Annotated in this window: 18 protein-coding genes and 1 tRNA gene; 7 read left to right on the top strand and 12 right to left on the bottom strand. The window is 50.2% G+C overall.

Features of this window, described 5'->3' with window-relative positions; all coding sequences use genetic code 11:
* Positions 1–72: 72 nt before the first annotated feature.
* From QM579_RS10945 to QM579_RS10930, 4 genes are all read right to left on the bottom strand, one after another.
* On the bottom strand, positions 73–1,197 hold the full coding sequence (locus QM579_RS10945) for an HlyD family secretion protein (RefSeq protein ID WP_414999181.1): 1,125 nt from the start codon (positions 1,195–1,197) through the stop codon (positions 73–75).
* Between the two features lie 35 nt (positions 1,198–1,232).
* Complete coding sequence (locus QM579_RS10940; protein WP_414999180.1) at positions 1,233–1,676, bottom strand: MarR family transcriptional regulator; 444 nt, start codon at positions 1,674–1,676, stop codon at positions 1,233–1,235.
* Between the two features lie 336 nt (positions 1,677–2,012).
* Positions 2,013–3,278 carry a phenylacetate--CoA ligase family protein gene (locus QM579_RS10935; RefSeq protein ID WP_183721018.1) on the bottom strand — a complete coding sequence of 422 codons (1,266 nt, stop codon included), beginning with the start codon at positions 3,276–3,278 and terminating at the stop codon, positions 2,013–2,015.
* A 145-nt stretch (positions 3,279–3,423) separates the two neighbouring features.
* A complete protein-coding gene (locus QM579_RS10930; RefSeq protein ID WP_414999179.1) occupies positions 3,424–4,818 on the bottom strand; it encodes a chloride channel protein in 1,395 nt (464 codons plus the stop codon).
* Between the two features lie 331 nt (positions 4,819–5,149).
* Between QM579_RS10930 and QM579_RS10925 the strand changes: the two genes are divergently transcribed.
* Positions 5,150–5,225: transfer RNA gene (locus tag QM579_RS10925), tRNA-Phe, on the top strand.
* 52 nt (positions 5,226–5,277) lie between these two features.
* Here the strand turns inward: QM579_RS10925 and QM579_RS10920 are convergent.
* On the bottom strand, positions 5,278–5,628 hold the full coding sequence (locus QM579_RS10920; protein WP_414999178.1) for a helix-turn-helix domain-containing protein: 351 nt from the start codon (positions 5,626–5,628) through the stop codon (positions 5,278–5,280).
* 74 nt (positions 5,629–5,702) lie between these two features.
* Here QM579_RS10920 and QM579_RS10915 point away from each other — a divergent pair, with 74 nt between their 5' ends.
* The 5 genes from QM579_RS10915 (at position 5,703) to QM579_RS10895 (ending at position 12,731) form a co-directional block, all read left to right on the top strand.
* Positions 5,703–5,957 (top strand): helix-turn-helix domain-containing protein, encoded by a 255-nt coding sequence (locus QM579_RS10915; protein WP_414999177.1) that lies wholly within the window; start codon positions 5,703–5,705, stop codon positions 5,955–5,957.
* Positions 5,958–6,571: 614 nt separating this feature from the next.
* Complete coding sequence (locus QM579_RS10910; RefSeq protein ID WP_414999176.1) at positions 6,572–7,360, top strand: hypothetical protein; 789 nt, start codon at positions 6,572–6,574, stop codon at positions 7,358–7,360.
* A gap of 141 nt (positions 7,361–7,501) precedes the next feature.
* Positions 7,502–8,638: an ATP-binding domain-containing protein gene (locus QM579_RS10905; RefSeq protein WP_414999175.1), complete on the top strand. Its 1,137-nt coding sequence runs from the start codon at positions 7,502–7,504 to the stop codon at positions 8,636–8,638.
* The gene (locus QM579_RS10900) at positions 8,628–9,305 is read left to right on the top strand and encodes a DUF2290 domain-containing protein (RefSeq protein ID WP_414999174.1); all 678 of its coding nucleotides are present in this window, start codon (positions 8,628–8,630) and stop codon (positions 9,303–9,305) included. The genes QM579_RS10905 and QM579_RS10900 overlap by 11 nt, the downstream gene beginning before the upstream one ends.
* Positions 9,306–10,301: 996 nt before the next feature.
* On the top strand, positions 10,302–12,731 hold the full coding sequence (locus tag QM579_RS10895) for a CehA/McbA family metallohydrolase (protein ID WP_414999173.1): 2,430 nt from the start codon (positions 10,302–10,304) through the stop codon (positions 12,729–12,731).
* 147 nt (positions 12,732–12,878) lie between these two features.
* Here the strand turns inward: QM579_RS10895 and QM579_RS10890 are convergent, their stop codons facing one another.
* On the bottom strand, positions 12,879–14,147 hold the full coding sequence (locus QM579_RS10890) for a diguanylate cyclase (RefSeq protein WP_414999172.1): 1,269 nt from the start codon (positions 14,145–14,147) through the stop codon (positions 12,879–12,881).
* A 624-nt stretch (positions 14,148–14,771) separates the two neighbouring features.
* Positions 14,772–16,034 (bottom strand): diguanylate cyclase, encoded by a 1,263-nt coding sequence (locus QM579_RS10885; protein WP_414999171.1) that lies wholly within the window; start codon positions 16,032–16,034, stop codon positions 14,772–14,774.
* A gap of 34 nt (positions 16,035–16,068) precedes the next feature.
* Between QM579_RS10885 and QM579_RS10880 the strand changes: the two genes are divergently transcribed.
* On the top strand, positions 16,069–16,518 hold the full coding sequence (locus QM579_RS10880) for a hypothetical protein (RefSeq protein WP_414999170.1): 450 nt from the start codon (positions 16,069–16,071) through the stop codon (positions 16,516–16,518).
* On the opposite strand, the gene QM579_RS10875 is transcribed toward QM579_RS10880, so the two are convergent.
* From QM579_RS10875 to QM579_RS10855, 5 genes are all read right to left on the bottom strand, one after another.
* Positions 16,503–16,826, bottom strand: a complete 324-nt coding sequence (locus tag QM579_RS10875; protein WP_414999169.1) for a hypothetical protein — start codon at positions 16,824–16,826, stop codon at positions 16,503–16,505. The two genes, QM579_RS10880 and QM579_RS10875, sit on opposite strands and share 16 nt — an antisense overlap.
* A 17-nt stretch (positions 16,827–16,843) precedes the next feature.
* On the bottom strand, positions 16,844–17,449 hold the full coding sequence (locus tag QM579_RS10870) for a hypothetical protein (protein WP_414999168.1): 606 nt from the start codon (positions 17,447–17,449) through the stop codon (positions 16,844–16,846).
* Positions 17,450–17,531: 82 nt separating this feature from the next.
* Positions 17,532–19,322, bottom strand: a complete 1,791-nt coding sequence (locus tag QM579_RS10865) for a glycosyltransferase family 9 protein (protein WP_414999167.1) — start codon at positions 19,320–19,322, stop codon at positions 17,532–17,534.
* A gap of 17 nt (positions 19,323–19,339) precedes the next feature.
* Complete coding sequence (locus QM579_RS10860; protein ID WP_414999166.1) at positions 19,340–20,515, bottom strand: hypothetical protein; 1,176 nt, start codon at positions 20,513–20,515, stop codon at positions 19,340–19,342.
* A 601-nt stretch (positions 20,516–21,116) separates the two neighbouring features.
* On the bottom strand, positions 21,117–21,788 hold the full coding sequence (locus tag QM579_RS10855) for a hypothetical protein (RefSeq protein WP_414999165.1): 672 nt from the start codon (positions 21,786–21,788) through the stop codon (positions 21,117–21,119).
* Positions 21,789–22,045 lie beyond the last annotated feature (257 nt).

The following is a 22,045-nucleotide window of genomic DNA, read 5'->3' as shown; positions in this document are numbered from 1 at the left end:
GCGATGCAGCCTGTCATTACCGCCGCTGTTGCCCACCACTTGTAGGCCACGCCGTAGCGTTGCGCCAGAGCGTCAAATTCCGGCGAGGTCAATATCCACCTCCACCATCATTCCGGGCCGGAGGGGGTTGTCGTCCGGTTGTTCAACCTTGATTCGCACGGGCACACGCTGGTTGATCTTGGTAAAATTGCCTGAAGGGTTCGGGCTGGGGATAAGGGCAAACTGACTGGTGGCCGCCGTGCCAATGCGCTCGACACTGCCAATGAACGCACGGCCTGGGTAGGCATCAACACTGATGTCCACAGGTTGACCGGGCCTGAGGCCGCTCAGCTTGGTTTCCTTGAGCAAAACCTCCACCCACACGGCCTTGGGATCATGCAGGATGACAAGACGCTGACCGGGGATGACGTACTCGCCCGGCTCTACAAACTTCTGGTCAACCACACCATCAACGGGGCTGCGCACCACGCGGTCAGCCAAAGCCACGTCCTTTTGCCTGATGCGGGCCTGCACTTCGGCCCGCTGCTGGTCAAGCTGGGCTAACTGGGCTTCAAGCACACGTGGGTCGTCCTGATGGGCAAGTGCCTGGTCAAGGTTGGCCTGAGCCTCCGCCAGTTGGGCAAGAGCCTGACGATGCTTGCCTTCGGCCTGCTGCAAAACAGTACGGCTCTGATCCCATACCCGGCGGGCAATGGCATTCTCTGCAATGAGATTTTCACTGCGTGTGAAGTCCTTACGGGCCAGATCCAACTCGGCCTGGCTGAAATGCAGGGCTGCTTCCGCATTGGCACGGTGGGCCCGCGCTGCGGCTATGGTGCTTTCTGTAGCGCCCCGGCTTATCTCCAGCAGGGTTTTCACCCGCTCTGATTCCAGCCGCAAAGCCTCGTCGCTGGCCCGCAGCTCTTCCACCTGCATAAGGGCTTCACGCTGGTCAATAACAACAAGCTGGCTGCCCGCAGTCACCAGGTCGCCATCGGTAACATCCCGTTGTGCCACCCAGCCGTCTACACGGCTGCTGATGGTGATCATGTCGGCCATCACTCTTGCGTCGTTTTCCGTAATATGCCGCTGGCGATGAACTAAAAAAGCAACGACCGCGGCAACCAGAACCAACCCGGAGAGCAGAAGAACACGTTTTCTGGTGCGTACAGGGGAGGACAACAGGCGCGCAGCCTGAGGCGAAAGGGAAAGGGGCATGCGCTGTCAGCTCCTTGAAAGGCGCACGGCTGCCGTCAACGGGCGGTCATGACGCTTAGATTGTTAAGTATGATTTCAAGTACCCGTGAAAATTCGGCAAGCTCTTCATCCGACAAGCCCGTCAGGGCTTCACGGCGCAAGCCGGAACCTATTCGCATTATTTCCTCAAGAACTTCCTGGGCCTTGGGGGTAAGGCGCACCACCTTGACGCGCCGGTCATCTTTGTGACCAACCCGCTCCACAAGCTCCATACGCTCAAGGCCATCCAGCACACGAACCATCGTTGGTCCTTCCACGCCAATGGACTGGGCAAGTTCCTTTTGTGAAGCTTCATCATTCATGCGCGAAAGATGTACCAATACCAGCCACCGGGCCTGCGTCAGCCCCAGCGGCACCAGACGTTCATCAAGACGTGTCCGCCACAGGCGGCCTGCACGGTTTATGGTCATACCCACGGTGTCTCTGGGTGATGCGCTCATTGTACAACCTCATTTTGATGCATAGCTAAATAGTAGTGTGCTATCTATTTGTCAAGCTTTCGCCATATCCGGTTATGAAATTCTTTGGGCTGCGCCAACACGTTCAGAGGCCAGCCCCTTACGGAGCTGGCTGACTTGCCAGATGACAAAGCTCCACCGGACTTTGCGCCGCCTTCGTCAGCACTGCTGCCGGGCGGAAAGGCACGGCAATCAATCGCTTCACGGCGCGGCAAAGCCGCAGCCTGCTCCGGATTCCCGGTCGCGTTGGCTGCGCCAACACGTTCAGAGGCCAGCCCCTTACGGAGCTGGCCTCTGATATTCTCACAGCGCTGGGGCTTAGTCCCAATGGCGCTTGTCTTCGATGGGGCGGATCTGCGGGGGCAGGCTGCCGGGAGCCAGCACGCGCAGTTCGGGGCGCAGCTTGATCTTCTCGCGGAACTGGTGCAGCAGCTCTTCTTCGCGCTTGAAGCCGCTGGTTTCCACAAAAAGGGTCATTTCGTCGATGCCACCGGGGTTGGTGACTTCGATCTGCCAGCGCTTGATTTCTTCAAAGCGGCTCATGACCTGTTCAACCTGATGCGGGTACACAAACATACCCATAATACGGGCTGTCGTGTCCACGCGGCCCACAATGCTGCCGAGGCGCGGGCTGGTGCGGCCGCAAGCGCAGGGGCTGCGGTCGATGAATGAAAGGTCGCCTGTGGCCAGACGAATAAGCGGATAGGTCTTGTTGAAGGCCGTTACCACGATTTCGCCCACTTCGCCGTCCTTCAACGGAATACCCGTGTCAGGATGGCAAATTTCCACAAAGCAGCGGTTGGCGATGTGCAGGCCTGTCTTGTGGAAGCATTCGTAACCGATGCAGCCCACGTCTGCCGTGCCATAGCCCTGACGCATAACCAGGTCGTACTTCTTTTCCATCTGCGAACGCATCTTTTCCGAAAGCCTTTCGCCAGTGACGAAAGCCACTTCCAAAAAGAGATCCTTACGCAGGTTGAGGCCTTTTTCTTCAGCCTTCTGCGCCAAATGCATAAGAAAGCTCGGCGTACCCACGTAACCAGACACGCGCAACTTCTGCATGATGTCCAGCTGCGTGGCGGCGTCAGTTGGTCCGGCGGGAATAACCGCACAGCCAAGATTGCGCAGAGGCTCTTCAAACATCAGGCCCGCAGGCGTCAACTGATAGTTGAAGGTATTCTGCACGGCGTCGCCGGGGCGGAAGCCCACGGAATAAAAGGCCTCTGTATAGCCCCAGTAATCTTCACCACGGTCTTCCGGGTCAAAAATGGGGCCAGGGGACAAAAATATGCGCTTGAGTTCGCCAATATCCTTGGTCAGCAGTCCGCCCAGACGCGGCCCCATAGACTGAAGAAAGATAAGCTCTTTCTTTTTGAGAATGGGAATATGCTTGATGTCAGCAAGGGTCTTGAACTTCTCCACATTAAACTGCGCGCGGTCAAAACGCTTTTTCACGTCTTCCGAATAGCGGTACGCGTAGGAAAGCAAGTCCTTGAGCTGGATAAGGCAATACTGGCGGCGTTCGCTCTCATCCAGAACTTCGCGGCGGCTGTATATGCCTTCTGTGCGGTCTTTACGGGTCATACCTACTCCACATGGCCTGTTTTACATTGAAGGGCCAAAATAGCCACTCCAATCATAAAGTGCAAGCACTATTTATTAATATAAATTATAACAGCATGTTACATAAATTACAACGCACATTAAAAATACCGCTCAAACGAAACTTCTACACAACACCGCCAGGGGCAGCGCTGGCAGACCTCTGCGGGCGGCGTGGCTTGTATCTGGGACGTTTGATCTTTCCCTCAATCACGCACCGTCTGCGCAGACTGTCGTACACGGGGTCGCAGCCCATTTTGTCGGCAACATAGGCGGCAATATAGGCAGTAATGATGATAAACAGCATATTCGGGTATGCGCCCGTCATCTCAAGCATTAAAAATGCCCCTGTCAGGGGAGCCCGCACCGACGAGCCGAACAACCCGGCCATGCACAAAATAAGAATGATAACGCTTTTTTCGGGAGTGACCACGTCAAAAAGCAGCAGTGCTGATGTAACGCAGGCTCCGGCCATAGCCCCCATAAACAAGATGGGCATAAGCAGGCCGCCCGCCACCCCGGTGGCGAAACTTGCGCAGGAGAAAAGCATTTTGACTGTCAGCAGCAGCAAAAGCGCTGTCAGAGGCAGGGTCATGTCAGCGAGCTGAAGCGTCGTTATGCCAAATCCCGCCAGCACCGTGGGATAAAAATACAGAAAAAGCCCGGCGCACATGAAGGGGATGACCACACGCAGATGCATTGGCAGCATTTTTGTCTTGTCAGCCCAGAGGGTCAGACGAATAAGCATGGTATTGTATAGAACGCCAAGGGCCCCCATAGCCACACCTACCACAGGAACCAGCCACCAGGCCTGCCAGGGCAGCGTGGGACGTGAACCAAAGGGAAAAACCAGGCCAAAGCCGTAAATAGCCTGCATCACATACATAGCCGCAAAAGCTGTTATGGCGCATGTAATGACCATCGGCACACGAAGGGGGGTTTTCATTTCCTCAAAGGCAAAGCACATGCCCGCCATTGGCGCACCAAAGGCTGCTCCAAGCCCAGCGGCACTGCCCCCCACAAGAAACCGGGGTTCATGCGCGGCTTTCGGATCATGCCACAACCGCCCGACTCCCACGCCAAGGGACGCCCCCATCATGATGCACGGGCCTTCGCGGCCAACAGAAAGGCCCCCTGTCAGCGCGGTCAGAGCCCCGGCAAACTTGCACACCAGCACACGAAACCAGTTCATGCGCATTCTGCCCTTGACCATAAGCTCAACCTGCGGGATGCCGCTACCGCTGATAAGCGGCTCAATGCGCAACAGCAACACAGAAATGACAGCCAGCAGCAGCAAACCGAAGAACACCGCACAGCCAACGAGGCTGTCACTCAGGCCGTGCTCGCTTACAGAACGCACAATCCAGTGAGTAATTATATTGTTCAGATGGCGGAACAGCCCGATAACCACGCCCGTCGCCCCACCGATAAGAAGCGCCTGCACGATGGTTCTTGCCAGGCCTGAAACGCCCATTGTTGCGAAATCATGCGCGATTTGAGGAAAAGGATTGCCCAGTTTCACTAAAAAAAATCCTTGTTGCGAGGGCATCCAAAATGGATGATGTGGCCATAGACACTTTGGGGGGCATGCCCCAAAATTCTGCTCTGCAGGCACTTTGGCCCGGCATTACTGCGCGCAGCCTAAGCTTGCCCAAGGGAAGAGAACTCGCAAAACCAAACAGGCCAAGCAGTGTTGCGGCCTGTTCCGTTGCTGCAACTACGGCAGTATGGCCGGAAGACGCACGATTTTCAAGGTTTTGTGTAAAACTTGCAAAAAAAGACTTGCCAAAGCCTTGGCAAGTGGGTAGAAGACTTCTCCAGCCGCTGTGGAATTTATTCCACTCTGGCCAAGGGCCGAGGTAGCTCAGTTGGTAGAGCAGGGGACTGAAAATCCCCGTGTCGGCAGTTCAATTCTGTCCCTCGGCACCACAAAGAAATCAAGGACTTATGCCATACAAGCATAAGTCCTTTTTCTGTTTATTTATAAGTTTTGTCCCTTCCCTGTCCCTCGTTTGTGGATGCGGATTTCACGTAAATGTTGTTTGCACCCCTCTTCTGTGTATGCTTCTCCCTCGCCAGTCAGTACCCATAGAGGATTGTAGTGTGTCCGCTTTTCCAACAAAAGGTAAAGCCACTTCGCTGGAAATATGTTTCGACGTTTCACATCTGAAATCTGTGATTGCCGCACTCCCAGCCAGCCTGCAAGCTCCACCTCTGATTTTATGCCTGTAGCGACCTTAAAACGCGCCAGCACGGCATCAGCGGTTATCCCCGCATATTGCTCTTGTCCGAGCAGATAATAGCCCTCTGGCTCACAATATTCTATTCGCATATTTTATTCCCCATAGGACGCTTTTCTTCCCTATAGGGAATAAACGCGTCCTATGCAAGAGTTATCTAGCAACCATGGAAGAGCAAATAGCAAAACTATACTTCAGAGATGTCTTACGCGAATACCGGTTGAAAGCCGGGATGACTCAAGAGCAACTTGCAGGATTAGTGGACATATCCAAGGGGTTCGTTGGAAAGATGGAAACTGGGCGGAAATGGCCTAACGTCGACATGCTGATAAAGCTTGCGGAAGCCCTCAATGTCCGTCCGGGTGAAATGACAGATGCACTTGTCAAAAGATGGAAGGCAGGGACTAAGAGCGACTTATGAACGGCACGCTCGCGGGGATCGAAGCCTCGCTTTTCATCCGCTCCACAGTCAGATGCTGGCGAGAGATGGCATCTGAATTTTGTCTTTCTGTCTTTGGCGGTCGGGTCACCCACGTTTTACAAAGTAAAGCATAGTGGGTTATCTTTTTTCTTTCCGCAAAGACCACAGACACGCACGCCATTTTTTTATGTTCCCCGCCGCTGCCTCTCCGCACCAAGCCTCCCAGAGCGCACCTAGTTTTCCATAGGAAACTGGTAAGTGCGCCCTCACTACTCGTGAGGGGTTAGAGATACTGCATTTGCGCGGTGGCTTCTCCTCTTCCCCGCATGATCCCCCACTCAAGAATAGCCCAGAATATTGAACATAGATAGCGCATTGCGGTCCTCATTTCTTTACGCTATCCTTCGTAAAATACTTTTCGCTGTGGCCCAAGCACTTTTTTATTTGCCGTAACATAAAAAATTCCGGCGGATCCGGGTGGAACGAATATTTTTAGAATGAAAATGTGGAGTGGACTCACAATATTTGTCAGAGAAATTGCAGTGCTAATGCTAAAAAGGTAGCCAAACTTATATACGCGTTTTGCATTTAATTAGAACGATTTTGGGGAAGCTATGCCAATACAAGTCATACCTGATAGATCGGGACTTAGGGAAAATAGTTTTGCTTCAGATTTAATTAGCTATTTTGAAGACAACGAAAGTTCGTTGTGCTTGGGAAATTGTTACGTTTTCTATGATTTTCCCATTTTAACCAATGAAGACAATACACTGCTCAGAGCAAGTGTACTACTTATTAGTGAGAATAAGGGGTTAACTCTTTTTGGAACGACTCTTGCGCGAACTGGCGATGTCGAAAGCATTGATACAGATGATGAAATTCTTGATGAGTTATATTCTCTTATATATTCAAAGCTCATCAAATACAGAGAACTTCGAGAGAATCGCAAGGAATTAAGCTTCAGTTTTGAAACAATATTATATGCTCCAGGCTTTGATAATTATACAGGAGACCTTCTATCTCTTGCAATAAACAGATTTGGAGAGCTTAAAGCGGTATATAAAAAAATAGACAATACAATTAATAGCAACACTATTAACAAAATTATAAGTATTGTTGACGGATCTGTGGTCTTACCACGCCCTAAATTAAGAAAAAACGTCACTTCAGGATCAAAGGGGGACTTGGTCAATAAACTAGAAGCCGAAATAACTACATTTGATAATAAACAACGACATGGGTATATGCAGCACAATACTGGAGTCCAGCGAATCAGGGGCCTAGCTGGTTCGGGAAAAACAGTAATTCTCGCAATGAAGGCGGCCCTTGCCCACTTAGAAAACCCCAATGCAACAATATTATTAACATTTTACACAAAAAGCTTATACCAACTCGTACAATAGCTAGTTACGCGTTTTTATCGTCATTTCTCTGATGGTCAAAATCCAGATTTTGAAAATAGGGTTTTTGTCTTGCATGGGTGGGGTGGAGAGATCACAAATGGGGCCTATTATCAGGCCTGCATAGACAACGGCATTTCCCCAATGAAATTCTCGCAAGCATATGGGAGAGGGAAAGAACCATTTGACGTTGTATGTTCTCAATTTCTGGCACTATGCCCAACTCCCGTAAAAAAATACGATTTCGCGTTTATTGATGAAGGACAAGATTTTCCCATTTCTTTCATTAACTTGATCGCTGCAAGCACTAAAAATGCCAGAGTTGTTTGGGCATATGATGAATTACAAAGTATTTTTTCAAATGCCATCCCTAGTAGCGCTGACATAACACACGGAATTGCAAGTGATGTTATATTGTATAAGTGCTATCGAAATCCGCGCGAAATATTGGTCTGTGCTCATGCTCTTGGTTTTGGCATCTACTCCAGGATAGTTCAAATGCTGGAGACCGAAGACAGATGGGTCAGCGCTGGATATCGAATAACAGATGGTGAACTTAAGGCCGGTAGCATGGTCACCATAGAGCGCCCAATCGAAAATACGTTAACATCACTGTCGGCTTCTCAAGATCTAAATGAGATCATCAGATGTGAAGTATTTGAAGAATTCGAAGACGAAGTTGAATTTTGTGCGGAAAGTATCGAGAATGATATTACTCAAGGCCTGCGCCCAGACGATATTCTAGTTATCGCAATCGATGACCGGAACGCAAAAAGCTATCTTAACTCAGTATCTTCTGCGCTTTTTAAGCTAGATATAAGTTTCAATAACATTCATGCCGACGTTTATGATTTAGTTGATTTTGAAAAAGAAGGAAAAGTAACTCTTTCAACCCTAAGCAAGGCAAAAGGCAATGAAGCGTATTCTGTATATATCTTAGGTATAGATGCTGTGATGTCTTATGGATCAAAAACAAATCGGAATAAAATTTTTACCGCGTTAACTAGATCGAAAGGATGGGTAACAATTACTGGTATGGGACATAGTGCCGCCCAATTTAAAGTAGAATTGGAAATGGCAAAGCATAAATTTCCAACCATGCAGTTCGTATATCCGCCCAAAGAAGCATTGGAAATCATACCTGACGATATGAGTCATATTAGCATGAAAAAAATAAAAGAAGAACAGGAGTTCGATCGTTTCGTTGAAACGTTGGGGCCGGATAAGATAAGAGAATTAGTTAATAAGAAGCTTTCCCACAAGAAAAAAAATGCAGAATAAAGTCTTTTTACAACAATTAACTAAGTGTTTCTTAATTCTAAATAAATTAGAGCTTGTTGAAACATATTCTCTGGTTCCTCCAAAAATTAAGGAACCTGGGGCACTGTTCCGCCAATTTTCTTACAAGCAAATTTGGGAATACATATATAAATCGAATGCTGCAAATTTTGTTTTATTTGATCAATCATTGCTGCTTTTAGAATGTCCACAATTTAATGGAAAATACTCCTTAGCATATTATGATAATCCTTATTCATTTATAACAGAAGAAGAATTTAGAGAATTATTTCCTGAGGCTACTAATGAGCAGTATCGGCAGTACCTTAAGGATGAGGTTGAGCTGAATAAACTTGTGACTCCAATTAGATACGATTACGATCCAACGGCCTATAGCAACGGCATTCATCCTGCTGCACATCTTCATATTGGACACAAAAATCAAATCCGCATAGGCTGTCAGCATAAAATAACACCTCTTTTCTTTTTATCCTTTATTATTCGACAATGCTACCCTGCCAAATGGAGAGAGCTTTTTGATCAAAACTTCTATGGAACTAATATAAAATCAGATATCAAAAAAATAGATAACATTCACTTTAACAATGAGGATGAAATAGAGCTTTATCTTCAATCCAAATCAGTAGAAACCTCTACATATGCTGTTTAGAGTAGCAAAATTACTGTTAGTGGCTAGATTTGAACAAAGGACTGACGGTGTCGAAAAATTTTAAATATTTTTAATCAAGTTAAGACAGCACATTAAGCTATTAATTCAAGTGATCCCCACGAAATTTAAGGACTCAGGTAGCAATACCCGAGTCCTTTTTTCGTTTATTTGTCATACCTCTCCCTGACCTCTCCCATCTTTGGGGTGCTGGACTACACAAAAGTGCTACAGCCGCCCTCCCTTGCGCTTCTGGCGCAGCCCAACTTCGTAATAATACGAACATATTTTTGCCAACTGCCCCTGGCTCATAAACACACATGGGGTCGGCCAGCACAAACCGCACATCTCCATTCAAGTAAACCATTTTTACTATAAAACTCCTTAAAAAACAGTCATACAGGATGAAACATTACTGTATACTGGAACCTATGAATCTCTATATTAAAAATTTTAACACCTATCACATCATATCCACATACTTTCTTCATGACTATCCAATCGGAAAAATTTTTTATTGAAATTTTTTGCAGATAAACTAGTTTTGACAAACTTGAAGAGCGGCTTTTTACAGAGCCACAATAAAAACCTGCTGATATTTACCTGCGTGCAAGGAGCCAGCCTGTGTTGGCTGCCATATTTTTGAATAGCACGCCCACTGTGAATAATGCTTGCCTGACCTGCTCATTTTGATTTTTGTATCTCTGAAATATCGGCACAGCAGTGAAGGAAAGCAATTGGGCAGCCAAATACTCAATACCTCAAGATATTTCACATACTAATTATAATAGCTGATTATTAAATGTTCTTTATCAGACACAGAATAAATTATTAATACTTTCGCTATTTTCTCAGCAAAGCTGTTTAGCACATATCAAGGTGTGCAACATACGCATAGCTCAACATATAAATAAATTTTCTGTCACGACGGAGCACATCCGCGTGGCGCATCCTCGGCTCAAGGCATGCCCTGGGCTGCACACTATTGCAGGAGACAAAATGAAGCGTAGAGAATTCCTTATTGCCACAGCAGGGCTGCTTGCCACTACAACACTGCCTTCTGTGTGCTTTGCCGGAACTTCCCCTTCCCTGCCTCTGGGCGTCATAAAAGGGGCTACCCCCATTGATCAGGGCATGGCGATTCACGAAAAAGATTTCACCATCTATAATGGAAAAATCGCTGTATCCTTTGCTGTTGGTTCCAACAATTACTGGAACATGACCAGCGGCAGCATCCTTGACATTGCAGTCATGAAAGACGGCAAATTCGGAACAGACCTCGTCAATGACGTAGAATTTCTTAACGACCTCTGGTCAGCCACCGGATCGTACAACAATGAAGACCTGCTGCATGTTCCTTCACAGGACATCCTTTGCAAGCAGGAAAAAGATAAAATCGTGGTTACGGTAAACAGCCGCTACTGGACCAAGGGGCATACTCTCCCCCTCAGTGTCACCATCCAGTACACGCTCGAAGCCGATAAAAACTACATCGGCCTGAAAACCACTGTCCACAACCCCGCGGGCAATGAGCCCTACGAAAACATGTACAGCGGCTACTCGCTGAGCACCCTTGCCGCCAGCATGTACGGTCCCTTTGGCTACTACCCCGACCTTAAGGCCACGGGTATTGCTGTTGGGGCGGATAAAGACGTGCAGGAACGCTTTGGCGACTTTATTGTCACCTACGGCAAGGACTATGCGGTTGCCGTGCAGGTTGACGGAGCCAACACCTACAAAGGTTCCAGCGGCTACAAAGACCTGTATGTGCTGCGAACCATAGAGCCTGGAAAAACATACGAATACACAGGCGAAATTATCGTTATCGACAAGGGTGAAACAGCGCCCATACTTGAGCGCTACCAGGAAAAAGACCCGGCGCTGCCCTTTGCCCTTGTGCAGGGGCAGGTTAAGGACAGCAGCGGCAAGCCTGTTCCCGGCGCTTTTGTCATCATCAGCAAAGAGGGCGCATACAAGGAAACTGTGAAATCCCACGGTGCTGATGCGGTCAAAAAAGACATCATGCAACCCCTTGTGTGGAAAATGACTGACGAGAAAGGCAATTTCTCAATGAAGCTTCCAAAGGGGAACTATAGCACCCATGTTGAAGCCAAGGGCTATACCCCCTCGAACAGCCAGCTGATGGCGCTTGCGGCTGACCAAAAAGTTCAGTTCTCGGTGAAGGATGGTGCCAAGGCCATTTTTAAGGTGGTCAACGAAAAAGGCGAACCCATTCATGCCAAGATAAAGGTTGGCGGCACAACCTCAACCGTCAAAACCCTTGGCGGAACAGTCTTTTTCTCAGATCCCAAGACGCATGAAATCCGCGCGGACATTCCTGCGCCCGAAAACGAACTGACGTTTACCATCACCCACGGCAGCGATTTTGAAAGCCTGCCCGTAGTGCTCAAGCAAACCGTCAAGCCCAAAGAAATACTTAAAAAAACTATTACCATTCCCACTGCTATCCAGACTTCCAGCAGAAAATGGTACAGTGCCGACATCCATCAGCACTCGGACATTGGCGACGGCGCAACCCCCATCAAGGAACTGCACAAGGGGCAGCTGGCGGCTGGTCTGGTCTGTCTTGCCGTGTCTGACCACGACTCTGTGGGCAATAACGCAGAAATGGATAAGCTTGCGCGCACAACGGGCAACCCCTTCCTCTCCAGCCTTGAAGTTTCGCCCGGCTGGGGGCATTGGGGCATTCTTGGGGCAGATTACAAGCAGAAACCCATATCCCCAGACCTTACCCCTGCGGAAATCATCAAGGCCGGGCACGCTATGGGCGCTCTTGTCGTCATGAACCACCCGTACACCGACTATGGCTTCCTTCATAACCGGGACGGCGTAAAAGACGGCAACGCCCCGGGCAGCGATGATTTTGATCTTCTTGAGATCCAGTCTACCATTGACCTGAAAGATCCCAAGAATATGGACAAGCGCGCTCTTGATGCCGCAATGGCCTACTGGAATAAAGGGAAAAAGATCTATCTCAGTTCCGGCTCGGACCAGCACGATGTAACGTCCATTCTCTATCCCGGCATTATCAGAACATACGCATACGTTGATGGCAAAGTGAGCAGCAAATCTTACATGGCAGCCCTGAAGGCCGGAAACAGCTACGTTACTATGGGGCCCATCATCACTCCTGGCAGCGACAGCATGTTCGGCTCCACCAAAACCGTAACGGCGGGAAAAGCCATCACGTTTAACGCCGAACTGCAAGCCGTTCACGGCCTGAAAAGCATTGAGGTATACAGCGAAGGCAAACCTGTGGGTAAAAAAGAATTCAACGACACAAAAGACGCCGTGTCCTACAGCTTTGAGACTACCCCTGAAAAGGATACATGGTACAACTTTGTTGTAATGGACGGCAAAGGCCGCTACGCCGTCACCAACCCCATATGGGTTGAAGTAAAAAAATAGATAGCGGCGCGCTTGGTACAGGATGCCCACGCAGTAGCTTCTACTGCGTGGGCATCAATATTGGCATCGTCTGTGCCGCCATACTTCACAGCCTCCGCGCCCATCGGATTACCCAGCGCTTGGGGGCGCAGGCAGATGGCGGCTTTTCTAAAGGCCTTCCGGCCCGGAGGCACATACCTGGCTGGAAGATGCTATGGCGTTGCGCCCACTGGCTTTGGCCCTGTACAGGGCTTCATCCGCAGCTTTGACAATCTCCTCATTGGTGCTCATTTCGCAGTGGGCGCACGCGGCTTCAATGGTTCTCAAACCAATACTGATGGTCACCCGGCCCCACGAACTTTCAGCATGCGGGATATTGAGATCATAGACAGCCTTGCGAAGACGTTCTGCTATGACAATTGCGCCAGCTTCGCCCGTGCCTGGCATGACCACAACAAACTCCTCGCCTCCATAACGGAACAGGCAATCAGTGGAGCGCAGCAGACTCCCTGTCATGGCCTTGACGATACTGGTCAAACAATGGTCCCCCGCAAGATGCCCGTATGCGTCATTAAAAAATTTGAAAAAATCCACATCTATGAATGCCACGCCAAGGCAGCCGCCAGTACGCCCCAGACTCAACACCTCGCGAGTGAGAAATTCGTCAAAATATCTGCGGTTATATGCCCCAGTCAGGTAATCCCTGGTATTCATTTCCTCAAGGCGCTGATTGGCTACAGCCACTTGATGCTCCAGGCGTTTCCGTTCGGTAATATCCAAATGAATAACGCAAATAGCTACAACTGACCGGGATTCTTTGGCTATTGGCGTGACAGAAATAAGATAGTCTCTCCCCTCGATTACAACTTCGTGATCAGCAACCTGCCCGCCCGCATCAAGCAGCTTGAAATCCTGAATAATTTTTTGCCCACTTTCAGGGTGCAGATCCCCGACCTTAACTCCAATTAAAGACATCAAGGATTGCCCAGATAAAGCCGCATGCATGCCATTGACAGCCAGCAGCCGCCCATCGCGCCCAACGGCGCAGATTGCAATTGGGGCCATGCCAAATATCTGTTCCAGTTGCGGAACATCTATTCCGGCTATATGAGTTGGTATTGCGGCAACATCACGGTCCACGCCCTCGAAACCGAGAAAAAGACCAGCCGCATCAAACACGGGAGCGCCACTGATCTCCAGAACAAGCAAAAAACCTTCTGCGGAAAGATAGCGCACAACCACACGGGAAAAGGAACGAGGCTTCCCGTCGGTGCCGTAAAAAAACTGGCGTGTCCTACTGGCCTCTTCGGGATCCATAAAATCCAGAAAAGATTTCCCAATCAGTCCACCTTTCGGCAGACCCAGTATTTTTTCTTTCTCTGAAGAAACCTGAAGATATTTCAAATCAGGACAGGTCTTCCACGCCTTGCTTTTCATAGCTGAACCCCATCATAAAAAAGCGATCTCTGCGGCCCCGGTGGAATTAGCTATAACGGAGCGGGGCGTTCGTTATGCATAAGGAAAAAAAGCCGAAATTATGCATGGATATTGCGCTAAACTATGCGGCCATGATGAAATAGTAAACATAATGCAAAACCCTGGCGCGATGTCAGCACGCTTGCCCATGTATGGCCGCGATATTTTACTTTGGCTTTACCGATGGATGAAGGAGAGAAAAAAAATATACATCCTCTTCATTGAAAAGAATGCATACCTATGTTGACAGCAGAAGCGAAGAAACAGCGTCACATCGCGTAAAATATTCAAAAAATTATTTTCGGCAACGCACAATACACATTTCAGGAATTATAGCGGCTTGGAGATAAAAACAAATTATCGAAGACATCTTCTTGATTTTTTTATTACTACGCACAGATAAAATACTTTGAAGCCCAACACCCCAAATTGCTGCCCAAAAAAGCTATCACGCCCAGCGATTACGCATTTACCCGCACGATGAGCCTGTTGTCATATTTGATCTGCGAATTGTGAAGGTTTCTTCATTAACAGGAATCGGCATACGAAATTTTGATGCTGCTATTGTAGCAAATCAGCAACAGGTTAATTTCCCCCAGGGGTACATATCTGACTGGAGGCTGCAATGGAATTTCTTCCGCTAGCCTTGGCCTTGTAAAGCGCTTCATCCGCAGCCTTGATAATCTCGTCACTGGAATTCATGCTACAGTAGGCGCAGGCGGCTTCAATGGTTCGTAAGCCAATACTGATAGTAACCCGGCCCCACGAATTTTCTGAATGCGGAATATTTAGATCGTAGACAGACTCTCGAAGACGCTCCCCAATGGCGAGAGCCCCAGCTTCGTCCGTGCCAGGCATGACAACAACAAATTCCTCGCCTCCGTAGCGAAAAAGACAGTCAGTGGCGCGCAACAGAGCTTCAGTCATGGCCTTGACCACACTGATAAGGCAATGATCACCTGCAAGGTGCCCATACACATCATTGTAGCGTTTGAAAAAATCCACATCAATGAATGCCACGCTAAGGCAACCGCCAGTGCGCCCCAGGCTCAGCAATTCACGGGTCAGAAATTCATCAAAATATCTGCGATTATATGCCCCTGTGAGGTAATCTCTGGTGTTCATTTCAGCAAGCCGCTGATTGGCCACAGCCACCACATGCTCAAGGCGTTTTCGCTCTGTAATGTCCAGAAGAACAACGCAAATAGCCACCACCGAACTGGATGCGCTGGAAATCGGGGTAACAGAGACAAGGTAGTCTCTATTATTAATGCTCACTTCATGATCGGGAACGGATACGCCAGAATCAAGATGCTTGAAATCCTGAACAATTTTCTCACCCCTTTCCTCGTCAATATCTGCAACCTTGATCCCCATCAGCGACATCAAAGAGCTGCCAAACAAATCTGCATACTTGGCATTTACAGCCAGCAGCCGGCCATCCCGGCCAACTGCGCAAATGGCAATGGGGGCCAGCCCAAATATCAATTCAAGTTGCGGAACATCTTTTTCATCAGTTTGAATCGGAATGGCCGCCAGATCTTTCTCCGTACCCTGAAACCCCAGAAACACGTTATTTTCATCAAATACGGGAACGCCGCTTATTTCTATAACCAGTAAAAAACCGCGCATGGAAACATAACGCACGACCACATGCGAGAATGAAAGGGGCTTTTTTTCTTTACTGTAAAAAACGTCACGAATTTTGTCGGCATCATCGGGATTCATAAAGTCCAAAAAGGACCGTCCAACCAGATCACCTTCTGGGAGCCCCAGTATTTCTTCTTTCATTGAGTAGACTTGCATATATTTCAAGTCTGGGTCGAGCTTCCAGTACTGGCTTTCCATTGCTAAACTCCTCAGTAAAAGAAAACGGTCTTCTGTGAATCCATTTGAGCAGCCTCCATTGAAAACGGGCACATCTCTGAAGCATGAAACCACAGTCAAGCTATATAGAAAATTATGTCAAACTAGGCGAAATGAGAACAATAGTAAACATCGCGCGCCCGGCCGTTGTGGCCTTGCCAGCAAAATCATACGCCCGAGGGGGTTGGCAAGGAAACAAGTCTGCCAACTAGAACACTTTTTTGTCATTGAACCGCTTAAAACTCAAACAAAAAATGGGCTGCTCCCTGAAGCTGCCTTTACAGTGACCATTTTGCCAGACAACAAGCAAGCGGCCTTTTTGAAGCCGACTGAGCGCTCTTACGCACTCAACCGGCATGAAAAAGGCCGCTTGCTGATGAAATACCATTGTAAAAAAGGGCATACGCCGTTTTGCAGCGTAGGCCCCAATTACACACATATTTTTTCGCGCTACTGCAAGGCCTGACCGATGGCCTGATGATAGCCGCTCATACGCTGGCGCTCGCGGCGGGAACGTTGCAGATCCTGGCGCAAGGAATCGCGAGCCTGAATAGCGAGGCTGGTCAGATGTTCCTGCACACGGTTGAGTTCAATAAGGTGCCCCCGGTATTCTTCGACACTGCCGCTCTCAAGCATATGCCAAGCCATACTGGTGACTTCGTTGCGTTTTTCAGCCAATTCTACGGCCTTCTCATACGCACCGTCCTCAAGTGCAGCCATCTCCTGCATGGCCAGGTCAAGCGCCTGGTCCAGCAGGCAAATCCCATGAGCCATAAATGCTCCTTGCCGCCCTATTGGGCAACGCGCTTTATGATCTTTTCGCGCAGACGCTCGCTAACCTGCCCCCAATCGGTGCAGATGGGCAAAAATTCATACTCCAGCAGATCAGCCAGCAAAATCCAGTCTTCATTTTCCAGCGCATCGCCCATTTCAGAAAGCAGATTTGAAAGCTTTTCCGTTTTTTCAGAAAACTCCGCAGCTTCTTCATCAGCGTACCGCTGGCGCAAATCACCAAGCATATTCATGAAATCGCGCGTGACGTCCAGCAGATCCTGAAAAAGTTCAAGCGCGTCAGTATCCGATGACTCACGGAACAGGCGTGAAACTTCACGCGCACCGTGCCCCATCATCCGGGCAACCTTGTCCATTTCGCCAGCGATATCTACGGCCAGTTCGCTGCTGGGCACGGAGCGGACCTCCACGCACGAAATGGAGTCGCAGGTGATATCTTCTGCCTGATGGGGATAGATTTCCGAAAAAGCTTCGTGGTTCACCAGAACATCCGTGATCACACGACCTTCCAGGCTTTCTTCCTGCATCAAGCTGGTCAGCACCTGTTCCAGGTTGTCAAAAGTAGCTATGGTCTTGGAACTTTTATTTCCATCAACAATAATCATGGTTGTCCCTCCTACTCCCCATAGGGAATAAATTGCCGTCAATCTGCGACACAGTTTAAAAGCAAACTATATGCCATTTTATTTATAGTGTTTGTTTCCAGAATATTAGACTGTTCTTCAACTGGTGGATCAAATCCATAAGCTCGTTCATATGCCCGCCGCGCTGCTGACGCAGCTCACGCCAGAAACCACCCATAGCAGTGAACGCCGAGTTCGCGTCCAGCAGATTTTGCAGCCGTTCACAATTTCTCAAAAACAACTGGCCTGCTGTGACGCTTCTGCCCACAAGGCCGCCCTGCTCTTCCAGCAAGTTCAGCAAGTTCAACGATTGCGTCAGGCAGTCCCCTATGTTCGTGGCAAAGGCCGGGCTGAATGCCGGGGCTTCGCCAGTCTCTCTGGCAGGGCACAGCCGCGTTGCCAATCCGGCATCCTCAATGGCGCGGCCACTATCATTGGCTGCGTCCGCAGGCGTAAGCGGGGCTGAACGCTCCCCTTTCAGGGAGTCAAGGATCTGACGCCAAAAATTACGTTGCTTATAGAGCCACAGACTGCGGTCTTCACCTTCATGCCCGGAAAGGCAACGCAGGTCGGCAAAGCCATAGTTGTCCTTTGTCGTCAGCCACACACGGGCCTCACGGGCTATATGGCTGTTCTTCCTGAGCGCGGCATCCCAGCTTCCGGTGCCAAGCCACTCCAGAACAAGATCCCCCGCGCTTTGACTGCTGATGGTTTTGCGGCAGGCGTATTCATATGGACAGGCACGCCCATAGGGGCAGGGGTGGCAGCTCATGGCTGGCTCAAGGCAGCAGCAGCCCGGCAGGTAGGGGCCAGTATCCCAGGGTTGGGCCGTGGCCAGAAAAATCGCCAGGCAAGGAATTTTCAGTCCGGCAGCAAGATGCATTGTGCCTGTATCGTTGGTGACCAGCAGGCGGCATAGGGTGAGCAAAGCCGCCAGCTGTGAGATGCTGGTTTGCCCCACGGCGTTTATGCACGGGCATTCGGCGGCCTGCATGTATTCGGCTGCAAGAGATGTTTCCGCCGGACTGCCCAGCAGAACAGGGCAAAGTCCGGCCTCGCGCCACAACCTGTCGCCCAAAGCGGCGAATGACGCCACGGGCCATTGGCGCCGGGCCTCACTGGCGCCAAGTTGCATGGCCACATACCCCTTGTGGCTGGACGTGCCAGATACAGCAGAGCCCTTTTCCAGCAGAGCACGGGCAAAGTCCATATCGCTGACTGGCGGCGATTGCAGCCCGAAGTCTTGTGACGAATCTTGCGTCTGCCCGGAAAATACCTGCGACCTTTCCGGCACAGACAAAGCATGCGCGCCCACCATGCGAAAGGTATCCACCAAGTTGAAGGGGGTATTGAAACGGCGCAGCACGGTTCCGGCCAGAAAAGATGTCCAGATGCCTCCGCTGAAGCCGAAACCCTCTTCGTCCATACCGAAGCCCGTAATATTTTCTGGCGATACAGCCAGCATGCGGGCCAGCAAACGAGCAGGCAGCGTTGCCGTGAGATTGATTACGCGCGCGCCGGGCATCTCCTGACGGATACGGTGAACAAAGCCCAGCAGGCTCAAGGCTGCCTGCCGCCAGTTGCCGTTCACATCTGCCATTAGACGTGCGCCGTGCAGGGGCCAGGCTTTTTCAACATGGCACAAAAGAGGCAGCGCGGAAGCAAAGTTTTCAAGGCAAACCAGTCCCACTCGCAAGCCAGCCCTGTGCAGATCGTGCACAAGAGGCTGGCTTTGCAACAAATCGCCGAACCGGGTCAGGTTGATGACAATGACGCCATCGCCCTCAGCTTTGCCACAGGCGGGCAAAGCTGAATCACACGGTGTACTGTGAGAAAATGGCGCAACAGTATTCATGAATTATAGGCCATACATCAGGCCAGATTGGATTTGTGGCCGTCATCCAGCAGATTGAGCGCCAAGGTTCGTTCCTGACGAAAACGGTTCTGCACAGCAGCCTGCACTTCGCTGGTTGACGAGCCGAACTGGCCGGAGCGCACCTTGTACACATTGCTGATGAGCTTGCGCTCATACCCTGGGTCATTTGGGCTTCCGCTCATATCATCCGCCCGGGCGAAGATGCGCGCCGCGCCAGTGGGCCCGTGCTGCACCGCTGTGCTCCAGATAACTTCGCGCATGGCGGTGGAGAGCTTGTCTGCATCAAGGGAGGTACGCTGCGCTATGGCCTCTACAGCGGGCTTATAATGGCTTTCGCGCACATAGGCTTCCTGAAGATCTTCAAAGCGCTCGGGCTGCTCACTGGCAATGGCCCGCCACGTATCGGGCATAGCGCCCTTGCGGCCACCCGTGTTGCCCGGCCCGGACGCACGCAACCTTTTGGAAAGGTCCGGCGCTTCATTGTCCAGAAAATCAAGAAAATCCCCGAGGCTGCCCGCGCGCGACGAAACCTGATACTTGCCATAGGAAGTACCGCCGTTGCGGTCATACCCCACAGCGGCGACGCCGTCACGGCCAGACTCAAACTGGGCGGAGAGTTTACCCATTTCCATATCTTCTGCACTGGCTTTACTGCGAGTCTGACGCGGTTTGCTTTGTCCCTGCGTGCGAGAGTGGATAAAGTCAGAGACACTGAGACCGCTCATCTTGTCGCCAATGGCGCTTGTCATTGAGCGCAGATGTCGGGCCGTGCCCATGCTGCGGGCCAGATCCAACGTGGAACCACCACCACTCACGCTTTGCATCAACCCTTCGATTGCCTGCGTCTGGCGCAGGTCAGTCTGGGCTTTGTTAAAGACCTGGGTTCGCATGAGGTCGCTGGGACTGCGCCCGGCCAACACCATATTACGAGATGGCGTCTGCCCACTGGTAAAGTTGACAGGCATGCCAGCTGCTGCGGATGCTTGCGCCCCCTGGTTGTGCGCAATCTGCTGCGACTGCGCGCCATCTTCTGCCTGACGTGCCTGCCCCTGCATTACCGCAGCAAAGCTGGGTCCGCCCGGTGCAGTCGCGGACGCAGCGCGGCGCTGGCCAACAGGTTGACTCTGCTGGGCTTCAGTGGGTGGGCGGATAAGAAAATTTGAAAGCGCCATGTATTCCTCCTGGAGCATTTGGCTTTGAACATATGCATCTTCAAAGCTTCAAAACTCTCACGCAGCCGCTACTAGCGCATACAATGTGCACTCACGGCTTTGTGTCGGCGTTTTTGTATTCAGCTGCCAAAGAATTTCAAACAGAAACCGCTTCAACCAGCCGAGCTGTCGCCGCGCAAGAGGAAAAGCAAGTACGGTGCCAAGCCATCAAAGGCATTACATTGCAAAGAGTTGTGGGCACACACCAGGCAAGTACGGCTGGAGAATGGCAGCTTAATGAGAATCTGCGCCAGAATACCGACGCATGCAGATGGATGTCTACTCCCCGATCAGGCGGCCATGCCCCGGCAGCAAGTACGCCTTTCACACCGGCGTTTTTGATTGATACGCCAAGCGGCCCTTTCCATCCTGCCGTGTACTTTCCGTACCTGACAGAGTGAAAAGGGCCGCTCCCCTTGTCCTCGAACCCGAATATTTTGAGCAGATTAACGCTGAAATACTTCATATTTCAACGTTGCCGCTCTGCCGGGAAATAATTATGGCAAAAACCACATTGTTTGGCGGCGTGCTGCCCTTCCGCCAAGCGTATTGAAGTTGCTTTTTAAAAATCCAACTTGAATTGCATGCCCATGCCCAAGACGGAATCAGGCTGCTTATTGTTTGAAGGACGCTCGCGCTGTTCGTTTCTGAGTATGAGCTCCGGGCCGAGACCTATATTCAGGTCCTCGCTCACCGCCGTATCAGCGTAGGCCCGCACCACGTGGCGGCTTTCCATATTCAGATTTTCATCGGCCGACAGTTCGCTTGTTCCGGTTTCACGCCAGGAGGAGCTTTCGTCGTCCACACTCAAAGCGATGGGTGATTTTTTTTTGTGACTTTTTTCTGCCTGGCTGAGAGCGCTGTCTATGCCCTTGGATGTGTTTACAACCTTGTCAGGAGCAATATCCTTCGGTACCGGGCTGCCCACGGCGCGCCCCTGCAAATTATCGGCAGGCATACCCTGGTTTTGCCAGGCATCGCGACTGCTGCCCTCGCTGAAACTCCATTCGCGGGCGTGAAGACCGTTTTTCTGTTTTTTTACAGATACAGTTTTGGCAGAGGATGTTTGCTTGAATTTCTGGTTTTTATCAGTGGCGGACGCGCTTTTTTTCGCGTTGTCAGCCACCTGGGCTTTTTGCCCCTGCACAACGGCGTCAGCAGCGTAAGATGACGACAACGGAGCCGCCAACAACGCGCAGAGCAGGAAAAAAACGATGTACACTGACTTGTCCATAGTTGCTCTTACGATAGTCGATCAAAGATGTAAAGTTTCGTGTAAAACATCAGAACGGCACGGCCTGCGCTGCATTTAATGCACAACAAACTGCTCAACGTTCAGGGGATACGAACGATTTCTCCCAGCGATACTTTTTCCGGGCTGCAATTTTTGAAGGAAAATAAAAAGCCTCCCGACAATAGTCAGGAGGCTTTTTGAGTTAATCAGCCTAATTCACTGTGCGAATTTTACAAAATCCCACAATGAGTTGCTAT

Source organism: Desulfovibrio sp. (assembly GCF_047607245.1).
Classification (GTDB): Bacteria; Desulfobacterota; Desulfovibrionia; order Desulfovibrionales; family Desulfovibrionaceae; genus Desulfovibrio.
This window is presented reverse-complemented; position numbering and strand designations above follow the sequence as displayed.

Bases quoted from the DNA above. Each gene is read 5' to 3' on its own strand.
- QM579_RS10945 (WP_414999181.1), bottom strand. From the start codon at position 1,197: ATGCCCCTTTCCCTTTCGCCTCAGGCTGCGCGCCTGTTGTCCTCCCCT.
- QM579_RS10940 (WP_414999180.1), bottom strand. From the start codon at position 1,676: ATGAGCGCATCACCCAGAGACACCGTGGGTATGACCATAAACCGTGCA.
- QM579_RS10935 (WP_183721018.1), bottom strand. From the start codon at position 3,278: ATGACCCGTAAAGACCGCACAGAAGGCATATACAGCCGCCGCGAAGTT.
- QM579_RS10920 (WP_414999178.1), bottom strand. From the start codon at position 5,628: ATGCGAATAGAATATTGTGAGCCAGAGGGCTATTATCTGCTCGGACAA.
- QM579_RS10915 (WP_414999177.1), top strand. From the start codon at position 5,703: ATGGAAGAGCAAATAGCAAAACTATACTTCAGAGATGTCTTACGCGAA.
- QM579_RS10910 (WP_414999176.1), top strand. From the start codon at position 6,572: ATGCCAATACAAGTCATACCTGATAGATCGGGACTTAGGGAAAATAGT.
- QM579_RS10905 (WP_414999175.1), top strand. From the start codon at position 7,502: ATGAAATTCTCGCAAGCATATGGGAGAGGGAAAGAACCATTTGACGTT.
- QM579_RS10900 (WP_414999174.1), top strand. From the start codon at position 8,628: ATGCAGAATAAAGTCTTTTTACAACAATTAACTAAGTGTTTCTTAATT.
- QM579_RS10895 (WP_414999173.1), top strand. From the start codon at position 10,302: ATGAAGCGTAGAGAATTCCTTATTGCCACAGCAGGGCTGCTTGCCACT.
- QM579_RS10890 (WP_414999172.1), bottom strand. From the start codon at position 14,147: ATGAAAAGCAAGGCGTGGAAGACCTGTCCTGATTTGAAATATCTTCAG.
- QM579_RS10885 (WP_414999171.1), bottom strand. From the start codon at position 16,034: ATGGAAAGCCAGTACTGGAAGCTCGACCCAGACTTGAAATATATGCAA.
- QM579_RS10875 (WP_414999169.1), bottom strand. From the start codon at position 16,826: ATGGCTCATGGGATTTGCCTGCTGGACCAGGCGCTTGACCTGGCCATG.
- QM579_RS10870 (WP_414999168.1), bottom strand. From the start codon at position 17,449: ATGATTATTGTTGATGGAAATAAAAGTTCCAAGACCATAGCTACTTTT.
- QM579_RS10865 (WP_414999167.1), bottom strand. From the start codon at position 19,322: ATGAATACTGTTGCGCCATTTTCTCACAGTACACCGTGTGATTCAGCT.
- QM579_RS10860 (WP_414999166.1), bottom strand. From the start codon at position 20,515: ATGGCGCTTTCAAATTTTCTTATCCGCCCACCCACTGAAGCCCAGCAG.
- QM579_RS10855 (WP_414999165.1), bottom strand. From the start codon at position 21,788: ATGGACAAGTCAGTGTACATCGTTTTTTTCCTGCTCTGCGCGTTGTTG.